At 72.3% G+C, this 15,784-nt stretch carries 13 protein-coding genes and 6 pseudogenes; 9 read left to right on the top strand and 10 right to left on the bottom strand.

Annotated features, from left to right (window positions below; translation table 11 throughout):
* Positions 1-15 precede the first annotated feature (15 nt).
* Together menD and L2X98_RS14200 are read right to left on the bottom strand one after the other, a co-directional pair.
* A pseudogene (gene menD / locus L2X98_RS14205) lies at positions 16-1,873 on the bottom strand (2-succinyl-5-enolpyruvyl-6-hydroxy-3-cyclohexene-1-carboxylic-acid synthase).
* A complete protein-coding gene (locus L2X98_RS14200) occupies positions 1,758-2,135 on the bottom strand; it encodes a PLDc N-terminal domain-containing protein (RefSeq protein ID WP_259611353.1) in 378 nt (125 codons plus the stop codon). Before L2X98_RS14200 ends, menD begins: the two are co-directional and overlap by 116 nt.
* A 78-nt stretch (positions 2,136-2,213) precedes the next feature.
* On the opposite strand from L2X98_RS14200, the gene L2X98_RS14195 reads away from it, so the two are divergent.
* On the top strand, positions 2,214-2,522 hold the full coding sequence (locus L2X98_RS14195) for a DUF4229 domain-containing protein (protein WP_259611352.1): 309 nt from the start codon (positions 2,214-2,216) through the stop codon (positions 2,520-2,522).
* Here L2X98_RS14195 and L2X98_RS14190 read toward each other — a convergent pair whose 3' ends face one another.
* The 4 genes and pseudogenes from L2X98_RS14190 to L2X98_RS14180 all read right to left on the bottom strand — a co-directional run bounded on the left by L2X98_RS14190 (position 2,523) and on the right by L2X98_RS14180 (position 5,581).
* Positions 2,523-3,482, bottom strand: a complete 960-nt coding sequence (locus L2X98_RS14190) for a 1,4-dihydroxy-2-naphthoate polyprenyltransferase (protein WP_259611351.1) — start codon at positions 3,480-3,482, stop codon at positions 2,523-2,525.
* Positions 3,483-3,552: 70 nt separating this feature from the next.
* Positions 3,553-4,215 carry an AMP-binding enzyme gene (locus L2X98_RS21505; protein ID WP_354002808.1) on the bottom strand — a complete coding sequence of 221 codons (663 nt, stop codon included), beginning with the start codon at positions 4,213-4,215 and terminating at the stop codon, positions 3,553-3,555.
* A gap of 191 nt (positions 4,216-4,406) precedes the next feature.
* A pseudogene (locus L2X98_RS21500) lies at positions 4,407-4,715 on the bottom strand (AMP-binding protein); the annotation flags it as partial.
* Positions 4,715-5,581 carry a 1,4-dihydroxy-2-naphthoyl-CoA synthase gene (locus L2X98_RS14180; RefSeq protein ID WP_435526281.1) on the bottom strand — a complete coding sequence of 289 codons (867 nt, stop codon included), beginning with the start codon at positions 5,579-5,581 and terminating at the stop codon, positions 4,715-4,717. The pseudogene L2X98_RS21500 and the gene L2X98_RS14180, both read right to left, overlap by 1 nt.
* Positions 5,582-5,700: 119 nt before the next feature.
* Between L2X98_RS14180 and L2X98_RS14175 the strand changes: the two genes are divergently transcribed.
* Positions 5,701-6,111: a glucose-6-phosphate dehydrogenase gene (locus L2X98_RS14175; protein WP_259611349.1), complete on the top strand. Its 411-nt coding sequence runs from the start codon at positions 5,701-5,703 to the stop codon at positions 6,109-6,111.
* Between the two features lie 9 nt (positions 6,112-6,120).
* Here L2X98_RS14175 and L2X98_RS14170 read toward each other — a convergent pair.
* The 3 genes and pseudogenes from L2X98_RS14170 to L2X98_RS14160 form a co-directional block, all read right to left on the bottom strand.
* Positions 6,121-6,904 (bottom strand): annotated as a pseudogene (locus L2X98_RS14170) (LLM class F420-dependent oxidoreductase).
* Positions 6,905-7,076: 172 nt separating this feature from the next.
* The gene (locus tag L2X98_RS14165) at positions 7,077-8,021 is read right to left on the bottom strand and encodes a permease prefix domain 1-containing protein (RefSeq protein ID WP_259611348.1); all 945 of its coding nucleotides are present in this window, start codon (positions 8,019-8,021) and stop codon (positions 7,077-7,079) included.
* 1 nt (position 8,022) lies between these two features.
* Positions 8,023-8,358: a PadR family transcriptional regulator gene (locus L2X98_RS14160; protein ID WP_259611347.1), complete on the bottom strand. Its 336-nt coding sequence runs from the start codon at positions 8,356-8,358 to the stop codon at positions 8,023-8,025.
* 97 nt (positions 8,359-8,455) lie between these two features.
* Between L2X98_RS14160 and L2X98_RS21495 the strand changes: the two are divergent.
* The 3 genes and pseudogenes from L2X98_RS21495 to L2X98_RS21485 all read left to right on the top strand — a co-directional run.
* Positions 8,456-8,649 (top strand): annotated as a pseudogene (locus L2X98_RS21495) (hypothetical protein); the annotation flags it as partial.
* A 111-nt stretch (positions 8,650-8,760) separates the two neighbouring features.
* A pseudogene (locus L2X98_RS21490) lies at positions 8,761-8,997 on the top strand (enolase C-terminal domain-like protein); the annotation flags it as partial.
* 43 nt (positions 8,998-9,040) lie between these two features.
* Positions 9,041-9,493, top strand: coding sequence for an enolase C-terminal domain-like protein (locus tag L2X98_RS21485; RefSeq protein WP_354003067.1), 453 nt, complete (start codon positions 9,041-9,043; stop codon positions 9,491-9,493).
* 460 nt (positions 9,494-9,953) lie between these two features.
* Here the strand turns inward: L2X98_RS21485 and L2X98_RS14150 are convergent, their stop codons facing one another.
* Positions 9,954-10,589, bottom strand: coding sequence for a TetR/AcrR family transcriptional regulator (locus L2X98_RS14150; RefSeq protein ID WP_259611346.1), 636 nt, complete (start codon positions 10,587-10,589; stop codon positions 9,954-9,956).
* Positions 10,590-10,745: 156 nt separating this feature from the next.
* Here L2X98_RS14150 and L2X98_RS14145 point away from each other — a divergent pair.
* The 4 genes and pseudogenes from L2X98_RS14145 to L2X98_RS14130 all read left to right on the top strand — a co-directional run.
* Positions 10,746-11,725: pseudogene (locus L2X98_RS14145) on the top strand (MMPL family transporter); the annotation flags it as partial.
* Positions 11,705-14,122: a YhgE/Pip family protein gene (locus L2X98_RS14140; protein ID WP_354003066.1), complete on the top strand. Its 2,418-nt coding sequence runs from the start codon at positions 11,705-11,707 to the stop codon at positions 14,120-14,122. The pseudogene L2X98_RS14145 and the gene L2X98_RS14140, both read left to right, overlap by 21 nt.
* Positions 14,058-15,620 carry a hypothetical protein gene (locus L2X98_RS14135; protein ID WP_259611343.1) on the top strand — a complete coding sequence of 521 codons (1,563 nt, stop codon included), beginning with the start codon at positions 14,058-14,060 and terminating at the stop codon, positions 15,618-15,620. The genes L2X98_RS14140 and L2X98_RS14135 overlap by 65 nt, the downstream gene beginning before the upstream one ends.
* Positions 15,617-15,784 carry a hypothetical protein gene (locus L2X98_RS14130; RefSeq protein WP_259611342.1) on the top strand — a complete coding sequence of 56 codons (168 nt, stop codon included), beginning with the start codon at positions 15,617-15,619 and terminating at the stop codon, positions 15,782-15,784. Before L2X98_RS14135 ends, L2X98_RS14130 begins: the two co-directional genes overlap by 4 nt.

Below are 15,784 nucleotides of genomic sequence, written 5' to 3'. Positions count from 1 at the left end.
GGCCCGGCGGCGGCGCTACCGCGGCAGCGGCACCTCGATGATGCGGAGCCCGCCGGCGGTCAGCGCCTGGTCGAGCCCGGCGCGGGTGGCGACCCGCTCGTGCTCCCAGCCGTACGCGGCCGCCAGCCCGGCGATGTCGACCTGCTGCGGCGTGTACATCACGCGGGCCATGGCCGCGGCGTCCGTGGTCGCCGCGACCTCGAGGCCGTCGAAGATCGTGCCGCCGCCGTCGTTGCCGACGATGATCTGGATGCGCAGGTCGCGCTCGGGCTCGGGCAGGAGCAGGGCCCCCACGTCGTGCAGCAGCGCCAGATCGCCCAGCAGCACCCGGGTGACGCCGACGCCCCCGTCGTCGCGGAGGGCCGCGGCGATCCCGATCGCGGTCGAGACGGTGCCGTCGATGCCGGCAAGTCCCCGGTTGGCGTGCACCGGCACCTTCTTGCCCGGCAGGATGCCGTCGGCCACCCGCACCAGACGCGACGAGCCGAACATCAGCCGGTCATGCGGCCAGGTCGCGCGCCACACGGCATCGACCAGCAGTTCGCGCGACAGCGGGGTGCGCAGGATGTCGACCTCGGCCGAGATCGCGCTGAGCCGCTCGCGCGGAACGGCCGAGGCCAGTCCGTCCGCGTCGGGGGCGGGCGGGGTCAGATCCACCGCGGCCGCGCGGGAGGCCCGCATCCACTCCCCCGCCAGTCGCGGTCGCCTTCGCCGTCGGCGACGACGACGGATGCCGCGGGCACGGTTGCCCCGTTCAGGTTCAACCGCTCGCCCGGCCCGTCGACGGCGATCACCTCGACGTCGCGCCGCGCCAGCAGCGCGGTGACCTCGCGCGACAGGGTGGGATGCCCGAACACGACCGCCCGCTGGACGCGTCCGCCCAGCTCCGGGTCGCGCAGGCAGGGCGCGGTGCCCGTGCACGAGGTGACGACCGAAGCGCGCCCCGCTGACGATCTCGGCGACCAGCGGCCAGTCGCCGTCGTGGGCGAGCTGCTCGGCGGAAGGTCCGGCATCGGCTCCGGCGACGACGATCGTGCGCGGGCCGCGGTCGAGGATGCGCGGGCCGGTGCCGGCCGGTCTCTGCGGCGCCCGGCCCTTCGACCCGTCGCTGCGCTCCTCGCTCAGGGACCTGGCAGGGTCAGGTCCCGGAGCGAGCGAAGCGAGTCGAGAGGCCGGCAGCCATCCGGGCAGCGGCCCCGACAGCGGCTCGCGGTGCGGCAGGTTCAGGTGCACCGGACCGCGGGGGCCGGCGCCGCCCTGCGCGGCATCCCACGCGGTGTCGGCGACCTCGCGCACCGCCGCGGCCTGCGGCGACGAGCCGTCTGGGTCGACGCCATCCGGGACGGGGAGGTCGATCTGCCAGCGCACGTGCGCACCGAACATGCCGGGCTGGTGGGTGGTCTGGTTCGCCCCGACGCCGCGCAAGCTCGGGCGGCCGGTCGGCGGTCAGCAGCAGGAGCGGCACGCCGGAGTGATCCGCCTCCATCACCGCCGGCAGCAGGTTGGCGGTCGCTGTGCCGGACGTGCAGATCACGGCCGCCGGCATCCCCGATTCGCGGCCGAGGCCGAGGGCGGTGAAGCCGGCGACCCGCTCGTCGATGCGCACGTGCAGGCGGATCACACCGCGACGTTCGAGCTCGGCCGCGACCAGCGCCAGCGCCTGCGAGCGCGAGCCGGGGCTGAGCACGACATGCCGGATTCCCCGCTCGACGAGCCGGCCGAGCAGGGCGGCCGCAGCATCCGTGGCCGGCGACCCGTCAGCGCCCACGCGGGCTCGCCGGCGGGTCTTCGTCGTCGGGGTCGCTGCGGGCCAGGTCCTGCTCGAGCTGGCGGATGCGCTCCGCCTGCTCGGCGGCGCTGTGCCGTGCGGCATGCGGCCCGGCCGAGGACGGGCCCAGCCCGCGGAGGAATTCGGGGTCGTCGTCAGGGGCGATGACCCGCGACGCGCGGGCGCTCACGCGGCCCACCGTGAACCACAGGATGCCGCCCACGACCGGGAACACGATGACGATGACGACCCACACCGGCTTGCTCACACCCCGGTGGCGTGCGGGCGGCTGCACCGCGGCATCCACCACCGCGAACACCCAGAAGATCACCGCCGCGAGGACGAGGATCAGAAGCAGCCGAGCCATGCCCTCATCCTAAGCCGAGCCGCTGGGACGAGCCCCGTTCCGGAGCCCGCACACAGGCGTCCTGCATAGGATGGACAGGTGAAGACCCGATCCGTCGTCCTCTACTCGGTGCTGCGCCTGCTGGCGTTCCTGGTGCCGCTGGGGATCATGCTGCTGTTCCCGATCTTCCGGGAGATGTACTGGATCGCGCTGATCTTCGCCGCGCTGATCGGGGTGTCGCTGTCGATCATCTTCCTGCGTCGTCCGCTCGATGACGTCGCCTCGGGCCTGGCCGCTCGCCGTGAGCAGCGCACGCAGAAGACGGATGCCGAGAAGGACGCCGATCTGGAGGATGCCGCGAACGCGGCGCTGCGCCACGAGGACGCCGACGGCGACGCCGCGCGCTGATCAGCCGAAGTACGCCCACATCAGCAGCGCACCGTACGCCACCGAGGTGAGCGATGTGATCCCGAGCGCCACCACCAGTTCGCGCGGCTCGCGATAGAGCCACACGATGAGCAGGGCGGGGATGCCGCCCAGCAGCGCCATGAACACGAGCCAGGCGATCGGGTAGAACACCGCGATCAGCCCGGCCACCGCGAACGCCAGCACGACGCAGGCTGTGAACAGGATCTGCGATCCGCGTCTGCCGATCAGCACCGACAGCGTCTTCTTGCCGGCCGCGCGGTCCTGGTCGATGTCGCGCAGGTTGTTGGCCACCAGCACCGCCACGGCCAGCAGCCCCGCGCCGATGCCGCCGAGCCAGGCCTCCTGGGGAGCCGACTGCACCTGGATCCAGGTGGTGCCCACCGTGGCGACGAGGCCGAAGAAGACGAACACGAACACCTCGCCCAGCGCGTGGTACCCGTACGGGCGCTTGCCGCCGGTGTAGAACCACGCGGCGACGATGCAGGCCGCCCCGACCAGCAGCATCCACCACTGCTGCGTGCGGATCACCAGCGCGAGCCCGACGATCCCGGCCAGGGCGAAGAACGACAGCGCGACGACCAGCACCGTGCGCGCCTTCACCTTGCGCGATGCGGTCAGCCGTGCCGGCCCGTGCCGCACGTCGTCGGTGCCGCGCACCCCGTCCGAGTAGTCGTTGGCGTAGTTGACGCCGATCTGCAGGAACACCGCGACCAGCAGACATCCGAGCGCGAGCACCCAGTGGAACCGGATGTCGATCACATGCGCCGCGCCGGTGCCGATGAGCACGGGCGTGATCGCCAGCGGCAGGGTGCGCAGCCGCGCGGCGCCGATCCAGTCGCCCGCCGTGGGCTTGGGGATGCGGCGCACGGGCGCCTTCGCCGGGTTGCCGCCGGTCTTGCCGCGGGCGCGGGTACGGGTGTTGCGCGAGGATCCAGCCACGAGAGCACATTGTAGGGGCCGGATCGGTGGATGCGACATCCGGGCGCCCCGCGCCGGGGCTGTGCTCGGCTCAGCGCAGCGCCAGCACGGCCTGACGGATCGTCTCGCGGTCGGGCTTGCCGCTGTGCAGGGTCGCGAGCTGGTCGACCAGCACCAGCCGTGCCGGCCGCGCGTGCGCACCGAGCTGGGCGGCGACCGCCCGGCGGGCCTCGTCCAGCTGCCCGGACTCGCTGCGGCGCAGCACGTCGCCGCGGGCGACGACGATGACGGATGCCTCGCCCCACGTGGGATCCGGGACGGCGACGACGACCGCGGTGGCCAGGCCCGGGACATCCCGGACGATGCGCTCCACCCGGTCCAGCGAGATGTTGATGCCGCCCGAGACGATCACGTTGTCGATCCGTCCGTGGACGCGCAGGACGCCGTCCTCGACGAGACCGGCGTCGCCGGTGCGGTACCAGCGGACTCCCTCCGCGTCGCGCGCGAACACCCGGTCGGTCAGCTCCACGTCGCCGAGGTAGCCGTCGGCGAGCATGGGCCCGGCCAGCCGCACCTCGCCGTCGACGATGCGAACCTGAACGCCCGGCAGTGCGGCGCCGTCGTACACGCAGCCGCCGCACGTCTCGGTGGAGCCGTACGTCCGGACGATGCGGGCGCCGGCCTCCAGCGCGCGCTCGCGGACGGCCGGCGGCAGCGCCTGCCCGCCGACGAGGATCGCCGAGAAGCAGCGCAAGCGCGGCGGCGACGGCCCGGTCGGTCTCGGCGACGTCCAGCAGGCGGCTCAGCTGTGCCGGCACCAGCGAGGTGTAGGCCGAGCCGGCGGGCATCATCAGCGCCGCGGCGGCGAACGCCTGGGGCTGGAACGATCCCTGCGAGCAGGACGGGCTCGCACCCGGCCAGCAGCGACCGGCTGAGCACCTGGAGCCCGGCGACATAGCCGGCCGGCAGCGCGAGCAGCCACGTGCCCGCGCCGATCCGCTCCGCGGTGGCGTGGGCGCTGGCGATCAGCGCGTCCCGGCTGAGCACGACGCTCTTGGGCACGCCGGTGGATCCGGAGGTCGTGATCACGGCGGCCGTGCCCTCCGGGATCTCGGCGGCCGCGGCATCCGTCGTGTTCGCCGTGGGCGGCGCGCTGTCCCGTCCGAGGGCGAGTGCCGGCCCGGTGCCGTCGAGCACCGCGCGAAGCGCCGCCAGGACCTCGGCGGCGTCGCCCGAGACCGGTGCGAGCCTCATCAGAAGTGCCACGGATACGGCGACCAGTCCGGGTCGCGCTTGCCCAGGAACGCGTCGCGCCCCTCGACGGCCTCGTCGGTGCCGTAGGCGAGCCGCGTCGCCTCGCCGGCGAACACCTGCTGGCCCATCAGCCCGTCGTCGACCGCGTTGAATGCGAACTTGAGCATCCGGATCGCGGTGGGCGACTTGGTCAGGATCGTGCGGGCCATCGCGATCGCCTCGCGCTCGAGATCGGCATGCGGCACGACCCGATTCACCGCGCCCATCTCGTACGCGCGCTGCGCCGAGTACTCTTCGGCGAGGAAGAACACCTCGCGCGCGAACTTCTGGCCGATCTGCCGGGCGAAGTAGGCCGACCCGTAGCCGGCGTCGAACGATCCGACATCCGCGTCCGTCTGCTTGAACCGGCCGTGCTCGGCCGAGGCGATGGTCAGGTCGCACACCACGTGCAGCGAGTGACCGCCGCCGGCCGCCCAGCCCGGGACCACGGCGATCACGACCTTCGGCATGAACCGGATCAGCCGCTGCACCTCGAGGATGTGCAGGCGGCCGGCACGGGCCGGGTCGGCGACTGCGGTCTCGTCGTCGGAGTATTTGTACCCGTCGCGGCCGCGGATGCGCTGGTCGCCGCCCGAGCAGAAGGCCCATCCGCCGTCCTTGGCGCTCGGTCCGTTGCCGGTCAGCAGTACGACGCCGATCCTCGGGTCCTGCCGGGCGTTGTCCAGGGCGCGATACAGCTCGTCCACGGTGCGCGGCCGGAACGCGTTGCGCACCTCCGGCCGGTCGAACGCGATCCGGGCGATGCGGCCGTCCCGCGAGACGTGCGCGGTGATGTCGGTGTAGGCATCGGCGCCGGGTGCCGGCATCCACTCATCCGGGGCGAACAGCTCGGAAACACTCACCCGACCAGCCTACGCACCGGTGGGCGCGTGCGAGACTGGAAGCCGGGCGATCGTGTCGGCAGCGGCGCCCCGGGAAGGCGCACATGAAGATCACCCGATCGTCGGACTGGCGCGAGGCCATCCCCTTCGAGACCCCGATGATCGCCGACTCCGTGATGCCGGGCGAGCCCGCACGCTGCACCACGTGCGGCATCGACTCGGAGCCGCTCGCGCGCACCCAGCTCTGGGCGGTCAAACACCGGCATCCGCATGATCCGGCCGGCACCGTCCGGCTGTACTGCGCCGATCACACGCCGAAGACCGCCGCTCCGGTGGCTGCGGCATCCGCCGCCGCGCGGGCGCCGCGAGAGCGCCGGACGCCCGCCCGCGCCGCGAGCCGGGCAGCGCCCCGTGCCGCGCAGCAGGCGGAGAAGCCGGCGGTGGTGTGCCCGACCTGCTTCGTCGAGGTGCCGCCGACGGGCGTGTGCGGCATGTGCGGCGAGCGGGTCGCCTGAGCTCGGCCGTCAGGAGTTGCGCGCGTCGCGCCAGGCAAGCCACTTCCGGACGAGCGGATAGTCGAAGTCCGGCCCCTGCAGCGCGAGGGTGAACAGGCGCACGCCGGCGTCGTACAGCTGGTCGGCGGTCTGCTGGTCGCGGCTGTGCAAGCTCGTTCGACATGACGATGCCCGACGTGTCGCGGCCCTCTTCGGCGCCCCAGCGCTCGATGACGGACACCTTGTGCGCGAGCTCGTCGGCCGGCACGAAGCTGTGCCAGATGTCGGCGTGGCGGGCCACCAGGCGCAGCGTCTTCTGCTCGCCCTTCCCGCCGATCATGACCGGGATGCGGCGGGTCGGCGCCGGGTTCAGCCGGGCCCACCGCGCCTCGATGCGGCGCAACCCCTCGGCGAGCGCGTCGAGCCGCGTGCCGGGGGTGCCGAACTCGTACCCGTACTCGTCGTAGTCGCGCTCGAACCAGCCGGCGCCGGTGCCGAAGATGAACCGGCCGCCGGAGATGTGGTCGAGCGTGCGGGCCATGTCTGCCTGCAGATCGGGGTTGCGGTAGCTGTTGCAGTTGACCAGGGTGCCGAACTCGACCCGCGAGGTCTGCTCGGCCCAGGCCCCGAGCATCGTCCAGGCCTCGAAGTGGGTGCCGTCGGGGTCGCCGTACAGCGGGAAGAAGTGGTCCCAGTTGAAGAGGATGTCCACCCCCTCGTCTTCCAGGCGGCGCACGGCGTCACGCAGGTCGGAGTACTGGACGAGCTGGGGCCGCAGCTGGACGCCGAGGCGCACGGGCGTGTCGAGGAGCATGAGTCTCAGCCTATGGCGCGCGGCTTCCGGGTCAGCGCCGCGCGCCCCGGCCCCGGGGTCTGCCGAAATCGTACGATCTGGCCGACTGCACATGAAACCTGGCCCAGGATGATGTTCACTCGGCCAGATCGTACGATTTCGACGCGGTCGCGGGGCGCGGGGCGGGCGGGGGTCAGCGCCGCGAACGACGCGCCTTCAGGAACGTGTCGAGGATGTCCCACAGCGCGATCACGCCGATGACGAACCACGCGACGATCGTCACGACGCGATGCGCACCCGCGGCGCCGTCGGCACCGCCGACCGCCTCGAAGAAGCCCGGGTTGAGCAGATGCCCGTTGTTGTAGACCAGCGTGCCGACCGCCGCCAGCACGAGCACCGCGTTGACCACCGCGTCCCGCGCCGTCCAGCGGCCGTGCAGGTGCACCATGATGACGAGAACGGCCTTGCACGCCATGATCGCGAACAGGATGAGGATGGCGATCGGCCAGAGTTCGGCATCCAGCAGCGACACCCGGTGTCCGGGCACGAAGCCGAGCCTCAGGTCCCACAGCATCGCGCCGGCCAGCGCCAGCAGCATCACGATCGACGCGACCATGTCGGCGAACGTCGCCCCGCTCTGCTTCGGCTCGGCAACCTCTCCGGCGTCCAGGGTCCGGCATCCATCGTCTCGTGGCCGGTGCGCTCGAGGATGACGAAGATGAGCGTCGTCCAGAACGCCACGTGCAGGATCGACGTGAGCACGGCCACGACCGTGGTGCCGATGATGCCGCCGGCGGGTGCCTCCGCGAGCACCTGTCCCAGTGCCACGCCGAACGCCGTGCACACCGGAACGATCCACAGCAGCACCTTCATCAGGCGCCACCAGTCGAGGTAGTAGCGCGGTCCGATCAGGTGCAGCTGGACGGCCGGTGTAGCCGGCGGCGAGCACCTCCGGATCACCGAGTTCGGTGAGCACGGCGGCCTCGGCCGAAGCCGGAGCGTCGCCGGCTTCGATGCGCGCGTCGATCTGGTCGGCGATCGATGCGTGCAGCTCGGCGGACAGGTCGCTGCGCTGGGCTTGCGGCACGGTGCGCATCGCGGCGTCGACATAGCGTTCGGTGAGAGTGGCGGCATCCATGTCAATCCTCCTGGGGGAGCGAGGCGATCGCGTCGGCGATCGCGCGGAAGTCTGCGGTCAGGGTGGCGGCCAGGGCGGTGCCGGTCGCGCTGGTGCGGTAGAACTTGCGGGGACGCGACTCGTCCGTATTCCACTCGCTGGTCAGATACCCCTGCTTCTCGAGCCGCCGCAGGAGGGGGTAGAGCGTGTTGGCGTCGGTCGGGAACCCGCGTCTGCTGAGCTCTTCGAGCAGCCCGTACCCGTACCCGGGCGTGACGAGCAGCCGGAGGCAGGCGAGCACGATCGTGCCGCGCCGCAGCTCCTGGAGGTGCGTGTCAAGGATCTCGTTGTCGCCCACGCCTCACACTCTACTGTGTGACACACACTATTGTCCAGCCCACGCCCTCCGAGATCGTACGATTTGGCCGTGTGCACATGAAACCTGGCCGAAATTGATGTCCACTCGGCCGGATCGTACGATTTCGCCGGCCCCAGGGCGGAGGATGGATGCTGTGAGCCAGCCATCTCTGTCTGAACTGCGCGCCACCGCGCGCGTGGTCGCCCTCCCGATGGCCGCCCGATTCCGCGGGGTGAGCGTGCGCGAAGCGCTCCTGTTCGAGGGGCCGGAGGGCTGGGCCGAGTTCTCCCCTTCGTCGAGTACGAGGATGCCGAAGCCAGCACCTGGCTCGCCGCCGCCATCGACTTCGCCTATGCCGCGCAACCGGCACCGGTCCGCGAGGCCGTCCCGGTCAACGCCACGGTGCCCGCGGTCGACGCTGCCGACGTCCCCGGCATCCTCGCCCGCTATGACCGCTGCCGGACCGCGAAGGTCAAGGTCGCCGAGCGGGGTCAGACCCTCGCCCAGGACGTCGCCCGCGTCCACGCCGTGCGCACGGCGATGGGGCCGGAGGGCCGCGTGCGCATCGACGCGAACGGCGGCTGGAACGTCGACGAGGCCGAACGCGCGATCCACGCCCTGGCAGACGCCGACCTGGAATACGTCGAACAGCCGTGCGCGAGCGTGGACGAACTCGCCGAGCTTGCGCCGCCGGATCGTGCGCTGGGACATCCCCATCGCCGCCGACGAGAGCGTGCGCAAGGCCGAGGACCCGCTCGCCGTCGCCCGTGCCGGCGCCGCCGACATCCTCATCATCAAGGCGCAGCCGCTGGGCGGCGTGCGCCGCGCCCTCGAGATCGTCGCCGCGGCCGGACTGCCCGCGGTGGTCTCCAGCGCCCTGGACACCTCGGTCGGGCTCGCGATGGGCACCACGCTGGCCGCCGCGCTCCCCGACCTCGCCCACGACTGCGGACTGGGCACGGCCTCGCTGTTCACGACGGATGTCGCGGCTCGACCGCTGCGCCCGGTCGACGGCCTGCTGCCGGTCGGACGCGTCGCGCCCGACCCGCGGCTGCTCGACGAGCTCGCGGTATCCCCCGAACGCATCGCGTGGTGGCTCGCGCGGCTCGAACGCTGCCACACCCTGCTCGCCTGACTTTCGCCGCGCTGCTGGCCGACTGACTCCGCGCCGGCTCTGCGCCGGGCTGCCGCCCACGCCGCGCGCTACCCAGCTCGGGGCCGGACGCGCCCGCACCCCTCCACGAGATCGGGACTATGCACGATCTCGAGCCGAAATACGTGCACGAACCCGATCTCGCGGCGCCGGATCCCGCCCCGCCCCGCGCCGCGCCGGGCGCCAGGCCACGCCCCGCCACGCCACGCCACGCCACGAGATCGGGACAATGCACGATCTCGAGCCGAAATACGTGCACGAACCCGATCTCGCGGCGCCGGGCGCCCGCCGGCGCGCCGCCCCGGGCGCGCCCCGCCCCGCCCACGCCCCGCCCCGCCACGAGATCGGGACAATGCACGATCTCGAGCCGAAATACGTGCACGAACCCGATCTCGCGTCGCCGGGTCGCGCCCGGGGCGCCCGCCGGCGCCCCGCCCCGCCGTCAGTCCGCGAAGCCCTCGACCACGGCGGCCACCAGCGCCTGCGTTCGGCTGTGCATCCGCGTCCCGGTGGCGGCGTCGTCCAGCTCGTCGATGACCGCGTTGACCAGGGTGCTCTCCCAGACCTCGAGCATGATCCGGGCGAAGTCGGCCGCGGTCAGCCGCAAGCCGAGCCCGTACGCGGCGATGAGGTCGTCGGCCATCCCGGCGACGCGCTGCACCATGCCCTCGGACCACTCCCGATACGACGCGGCCATCCGCGCGTCGCGCATCGCCCGCGCCCGGATCTCGCTCATCAGCAGCACGCCCTGCCGCGAGTCCAGCGACACGTCCACCAGCTGGCGCACGATCTCTTCGGGCCGCTCGGCCGGCGGCGCCTGGCCGGTGAACTCGCGCACCCGGTCGGTGACCGCCGTGAGCTTGCGCTCCGACACGGTCTGGGCCAGCTCCATGAACAGCTCGTCCTTGGACTCGAAGTTCGAGTAGAACGCCCCGCGGGTGAACCCCGCGCGCTCGCACACCGCCTCGACGGATGCCGCATCCAGGCCGACGTCGGCGAACACGTCGAAGGCGGCGTCCAGCAGCCGCGCCCGGGTGTTCTCGCGGCTGCGGGTGGTCGTCGTCGGTGCGTCGCTCACGTTCTCTCCCTGCCCGCGGCGTCCCGCCGCGCATTCACAACCGGCATCCAGTTTCACCTTTGCCGACCCGGCTACGATACACAACTGTATCCGATACACTTCTGTATTGGATACAGCGACGTATCGACATCGTCCGCTCCTCGATCCGGAGGCATCGTGTCCACACTCCTCGCCGCGCTCGGGCGCTGGTCGTATCGTCACCCGTGGCGGGTGCTCGTCTCCTGGCTGCTCCTGCTGGGGCTGGCCGGCGGCGGCGTGGCGCTGTTCGCACAGGGCACCGACAACACGTTCTCCATCCCCGGCACCGAGTCGCAGGCCGGACTCGAGCAGCTCAGCCGCACGTTCCCGCAGGTGTCCGGCACCAGCGCCCAGGCGATCGTGGTCGCGCCGAAGGGCGACCGGGTCGACGCGGCCCCGTTCACCGACGACATCCACGCCACGATCGACGAGCTCGAGAAGCTGCCCGGCGTGCTCGCGGTGAGCGATCCGTTCTCGGACCAGATCGACGGCCTCGTCTCGGAGGACGCCACGGCCGCCATCATCCAGATGCAGTTCGACGGCCAGGTCACCGACATCAGTGCGGCGACCAAGGCCGATCTCGAACAGGTCACGGACCACCTGCAGGCGGAGCTTCCGGCCGGCTCGCAGGTCGCCCTGGGCGGCGATCTGTTCGCCACCACGCTCCCGGCCCTCTCGCTGATCGAAGCGGTCGGCCTGGTGATCGCCCTGCTGGTGCTGATCGTCACGTTCCGCTCGTTCCTGGTGGCCGGGATGCCGCTGCTGACCGCACTGCTCGGAGTGGGCCTGTCGATGGCCCTGATCTTCGTGTCCACCGCGTTCTCGACGATCTCGTCGACCACGCCGCTGCTGGCCCTGATGCTGGGCCTGGCCGTCGGCATCGACTATGCGCTGTTCATCATCTCCCGCCACCAGGACCAGGTGAGAGGGGGATGGATGCCGAGGAGTCCGCGGCGCGCGCGACCGGCACCGCCGGCTCGGCCGTCGTGTTCGCCGGCGTCACGGTGCTGATCGCGCTGATCGGACTCGCGTTCGCGAACATCCCGTTCCTGACCACGATGGGCATCGCCGCCGCCGTCGCCGTCGCGATCGCCGTGATGGTCTCACTCACGTTGACCCCGGCGTTCCTCGGCTTCGCAAAGGGCCGCGTGTTCGGCTGGAAGCGCCGAGGCCGCGCGCAGCGCGACCCCCAGGTCCCGCAGCGCGACACCCAGGTCCCTGAGCGAGGCCGCCCGCAGCGCGACCCCCAGGTCCCTGAGCGAGGCCGCGCGCAGCGCGACCGAGACGAAGGGCCGGCCCCCGACGCGGCCCCCGCGGCCGGCGACCCTCCTCGCTCGGCTCGCTCCCGGACCTCCTTCGCCGCCCGCTGGGTCGGTCTGGTCACCCGGCATCCGATCGTCACCACCGTCGCCGTCGTGGCCGCCCTCGGCGGTCTCGCGATCCCCGCCACCAGCCTCGCCCTGGCGCTGCCCAACGCCGGGATGCTGCCCGCGACCAGCGAGGCGCGCCAGTCGTACGACCTGGTCGGCGAGCACTTCGGCCCCGGATTCAACGGTCCGCTGATCATGACCGGCACGATCGTGACCTCGAACGACCCGCTCACCCTGATGCAGGACATCGGCAAGGACGTCGAGAAGCTGCCGGGCGTGAAGACGGTGGCGCTGGCCACTCCGAACGCCACCGCCGACACGGGCATCGTCCAGATCATCCCCACCACCGCACCCGACGACCCGGCGACCGCCGATCTGGTCCGCGAGCTGCGCGCCCAGCACGACCGCATCCTGGACCAGTACGGCGTCGACATGAAGGTCACCGGATTCACCGCCGTCGCGATCGACATCTCCGACCGGCTCGGCGGCGCACTGCTGCCGTTCGGGATCTTCGTGGTCGGCCTGTCGCTGATCCTGCTGACGATCGTGTTCCGCTCGATCTGGGTGCCGTTGAAGGCCGCCGCCGGCTACCTGCTGTCGGTTGCGGCCGCCTTCGGCGTGGTCTCGCTCGTGTTCATCCACGGCGTCGGCGCCGAGCTGCTGAACGTGACGAAGGTGGGCCCGATCATCAGCTTCATGCCGATCGTGCTGATGGGCGTGCTGTTCGGTCTGGCCATGGACTACGAGGTGTTCCTGGTCTCGCGGATGCGCGAGGACTACGTCCACGGCCGGCGCCGCCGCGACCGACGCGTCGACCGTCAAGTGGCCACGGATGCCGTCCGCAGCGGCTTCACCGCGTCCGCCCGCGTGGTCACCGCCGCCGCCGTCATCATGTTCGCGGTGTTCGCCGCGTTCATCCCCGAGGGCGACTCGAGCCTCAAGCCCATCGCCCTGGGGCTGGCGGCCGGCATCGCCATCGACGCGTTCCTCGTGCGGATGACGCTGGTGCCGGCCGTGATGGCGCTGCTCGGCGCGAAGGCATGGTGGATGCCGCGCTGGCTCGATCGGGTCCTCCCTCGCTTCGACATCGAAGGCGAGGCGGTCGAGCGCGAGATCTCTCTGGCCGAATGGCCCGAGCCGCACACCACCGCGGCGATCGTCGCCGAGGACATCGAACTGGCCGCCCACGACGGCGTCACGCTCTACCAGGACATCTCGGTCCGCGTCGAAGCCGGCGGATCGCTGCTGCTGACCGGGGTCGACCCGCGCGCGACCCGCGCCCTCGCCCTCACGATCGCCGGCCGGGTGGGCCCGACCGGCGGACGCCTCAAGGTCGACGGGCACCTCCTGCCCGAGCGCGCCGTCTGGGTCCGCGCCCACGCCGGGGTCGCCCTGCTCGGCGGCAGCGCCGACCCGGCGGCGGACGTGCGCCGGGCCCTGCGCCGCCGGACCCGCCTGCTCGTCGTCGACGGGCTGGATGCCGCGACGACGCCGGGCGGGCGCGATCAGGTGACCGCAGCCCTGCGGGATGCGGCATCCGTCACCCCCGGCCTCGTGATCGTGGCCACCGCCGACGACGCCACTCGCGCCCGCAGCCTCCTCGCCGAGGCCGGACGCCCGGACGTGGACGTCGTCGATCTCACTCCCCGCGGCGCACCGCCGCTCTTCCCTCTCTGCCTCCGAGGTGACCGCATGAGACTGCCCATCGAACGCGCCCGCTCCCGCCGCCCCGTCACGTGGCTGACCCTGCTGGGCGTCCTGCTGCTGCCGGTGCTCATCGGCGGGGTGCTGGTGGCCGCGCTGTACAACCCGACCGAGCGCCTCGACGCGATGAGCGCCGCGATCGTGAACAACGACGAGCCGGTCACGGTGGACGGCCAGACGGTGCCGCTGGGCCGGCAGCTCACCGCCGGGCTGGTGAAGGGCTCGGACGACGTGCCCAGCAACCTCGACTGGACGATCTCGAACACCGACGACGCCGAAGCCGGACTCGCCGACGGCACGTATCAGGCCGTCATCACGATCCCCGAGGGGTTCTCGGCCGCCGCCGTCTCGCCCGGGCAGGAGCTGTCCGGCACCGATGGCACGGCGCAGGCAGGCGACCATCAAGGTCGAGACCGCGCCGGATGCCCGGGTGATCGATGACGCCATCACCGCGCAGGTGACCCAGGCCGCCTCCTCCGCCCTGGGCTCCACACTCTCGTCCACGACGCTGCAGAACGTGTTCCTGAGCTTCACCACGCTCGGCGACCAGCTGGGCACCGCCGCCGACGGCGCGACGACCTGGGCCGACGGCGCCGGCAAGACCGCGGACGGCGCGCGCAGCCTCGCCGACGGGGTGCGGCAGCTGTCCGGCGGCGCCTCGAGCCTGGCCGACGGCGCGGATGGCATCTCGTCGGGCGTCTCGCAGCTGTCGTCGGGAGCCTCCACCTGGGCCTCCGGCGCGCACGCGGCGGCGACCGGACTGGATCAGTGGTCGGGCGGGGCGCAGAAGCTTGCCGACAGCACCAGCCAGCTGGCGAGCAATCTGTCGAAGATCGCGGCCGGGCTGTCGCAGGCGCCGCAGCTCCCGCAGACGCTCGTCGAGGCCACTCACCAGCTCGCCGACAACAGCGCACAGGTCAAGCAGACCGTGACCGACACCGCCGACCAGCTCGACGCGCTCGTCGCCGACTGTGCGGCGCAGGGCGCGTCCGCCGAGTTCTGCGCAAACCTGACCCAGCTCGCGGACGGCGCCGCGAAGGCGCTGCCGCAGGTGACGGCCGTGATCGACAACTCGGGCGCGATCGCGCAGGGTGTGGACGGACTCAGCCGGCTGCCTCAGGTGGCGCAGGGGCTCACGCAGATCTCCGACGGGATGACCCAGGTCGCCGGCGGCATGACCGGACTCGCCGACGGGGCCACGGATGCCTCGACCGGCGTGGACACGCTGGCCGACGGAGCCTCATCCCTGTCGGTCGGTGCCACACAGGCCGCCGGCGGAGCCTCGACGTGGGCCGACGGCGCGCACACCTGGGCGTCCGGCGCGGCCCAGTCCGCGGACGGCGCCGACACCCTCGCCGGGGGAACAGACAAGCTCGCCGACGGCGCCGACGATCTGTCGGCCGGCCTGCACAAGGCCTCTGCCGCCCTGCCGAGCTTCACCGATCAGCAGGCGAAGAGCCTCGCCGCGGTGGTGGCCGACCCCGTCGCGACGCAAGGTGTCGGCGACTCGATGTTCGGCGCATCGGCGATTCCTCTCCTGGCCATGCTCGCGCTGTGGTTCGGCGGGCTGGGCTCGTTCGTGGCGTTGCAGGCAGTATCGCGCCGGGCTCTGACATCCCGCCGCCCCTCGGCGCTGCTCGCGCTGCGCGCGCTCGCTCCGGCGGCGGTCATCGGTGCCGTGCAGGGGCTTCTGGTGGCCGGGATCGTGCAACCTCGCGGCATCCTACGACTGGGGCACCTGGTCGATCTTCGCCGTCGTGTGCGTGGTGGCCGGCGTCGCGTTCGCCGCGGTGAACCAGGCGCTGGTGGCCGTCTTCGGCGGCGCCGGACGGTGGATCGCCGCGCTGATCGGAGCGCTGGCGGTCGCAACCGGGGTCGTCTCGACCGTGCCCGGGGTGCTCGTGGCGATCGCCTCGGTGCTCCCCGGCATCCGGGTTGACCGCAGGACTGGCCGCTCTCACCTCGGCCTCGGGACTGGGCGCGGGCATCGCGGGTCTGGCGGTCTGGGCTGTGCTGGCCTTCGCCGCGACCGTGCTGGCGGTCATGCGCCGACGCACGACGTCGGTGAAGGCGCTGCTGACGAAGCTGCCGGCCGCCGCGTAG

Origin of the sequence: Microbacterium elymi (genome assembly GCF_021582895.2) — a bacterium.
Taxonomy (GTDB): domain Bacteria; phylum Actinomycetota; class Actinomycetes; order Actinomycetales; family Microbacteriaceae; genus Microbacterium; species Microbacterium humicola.
Note: the sequence above shows the minus strand (reverse complement) of the source record. Positions and strands in the feature narration are given on the sequence as shown.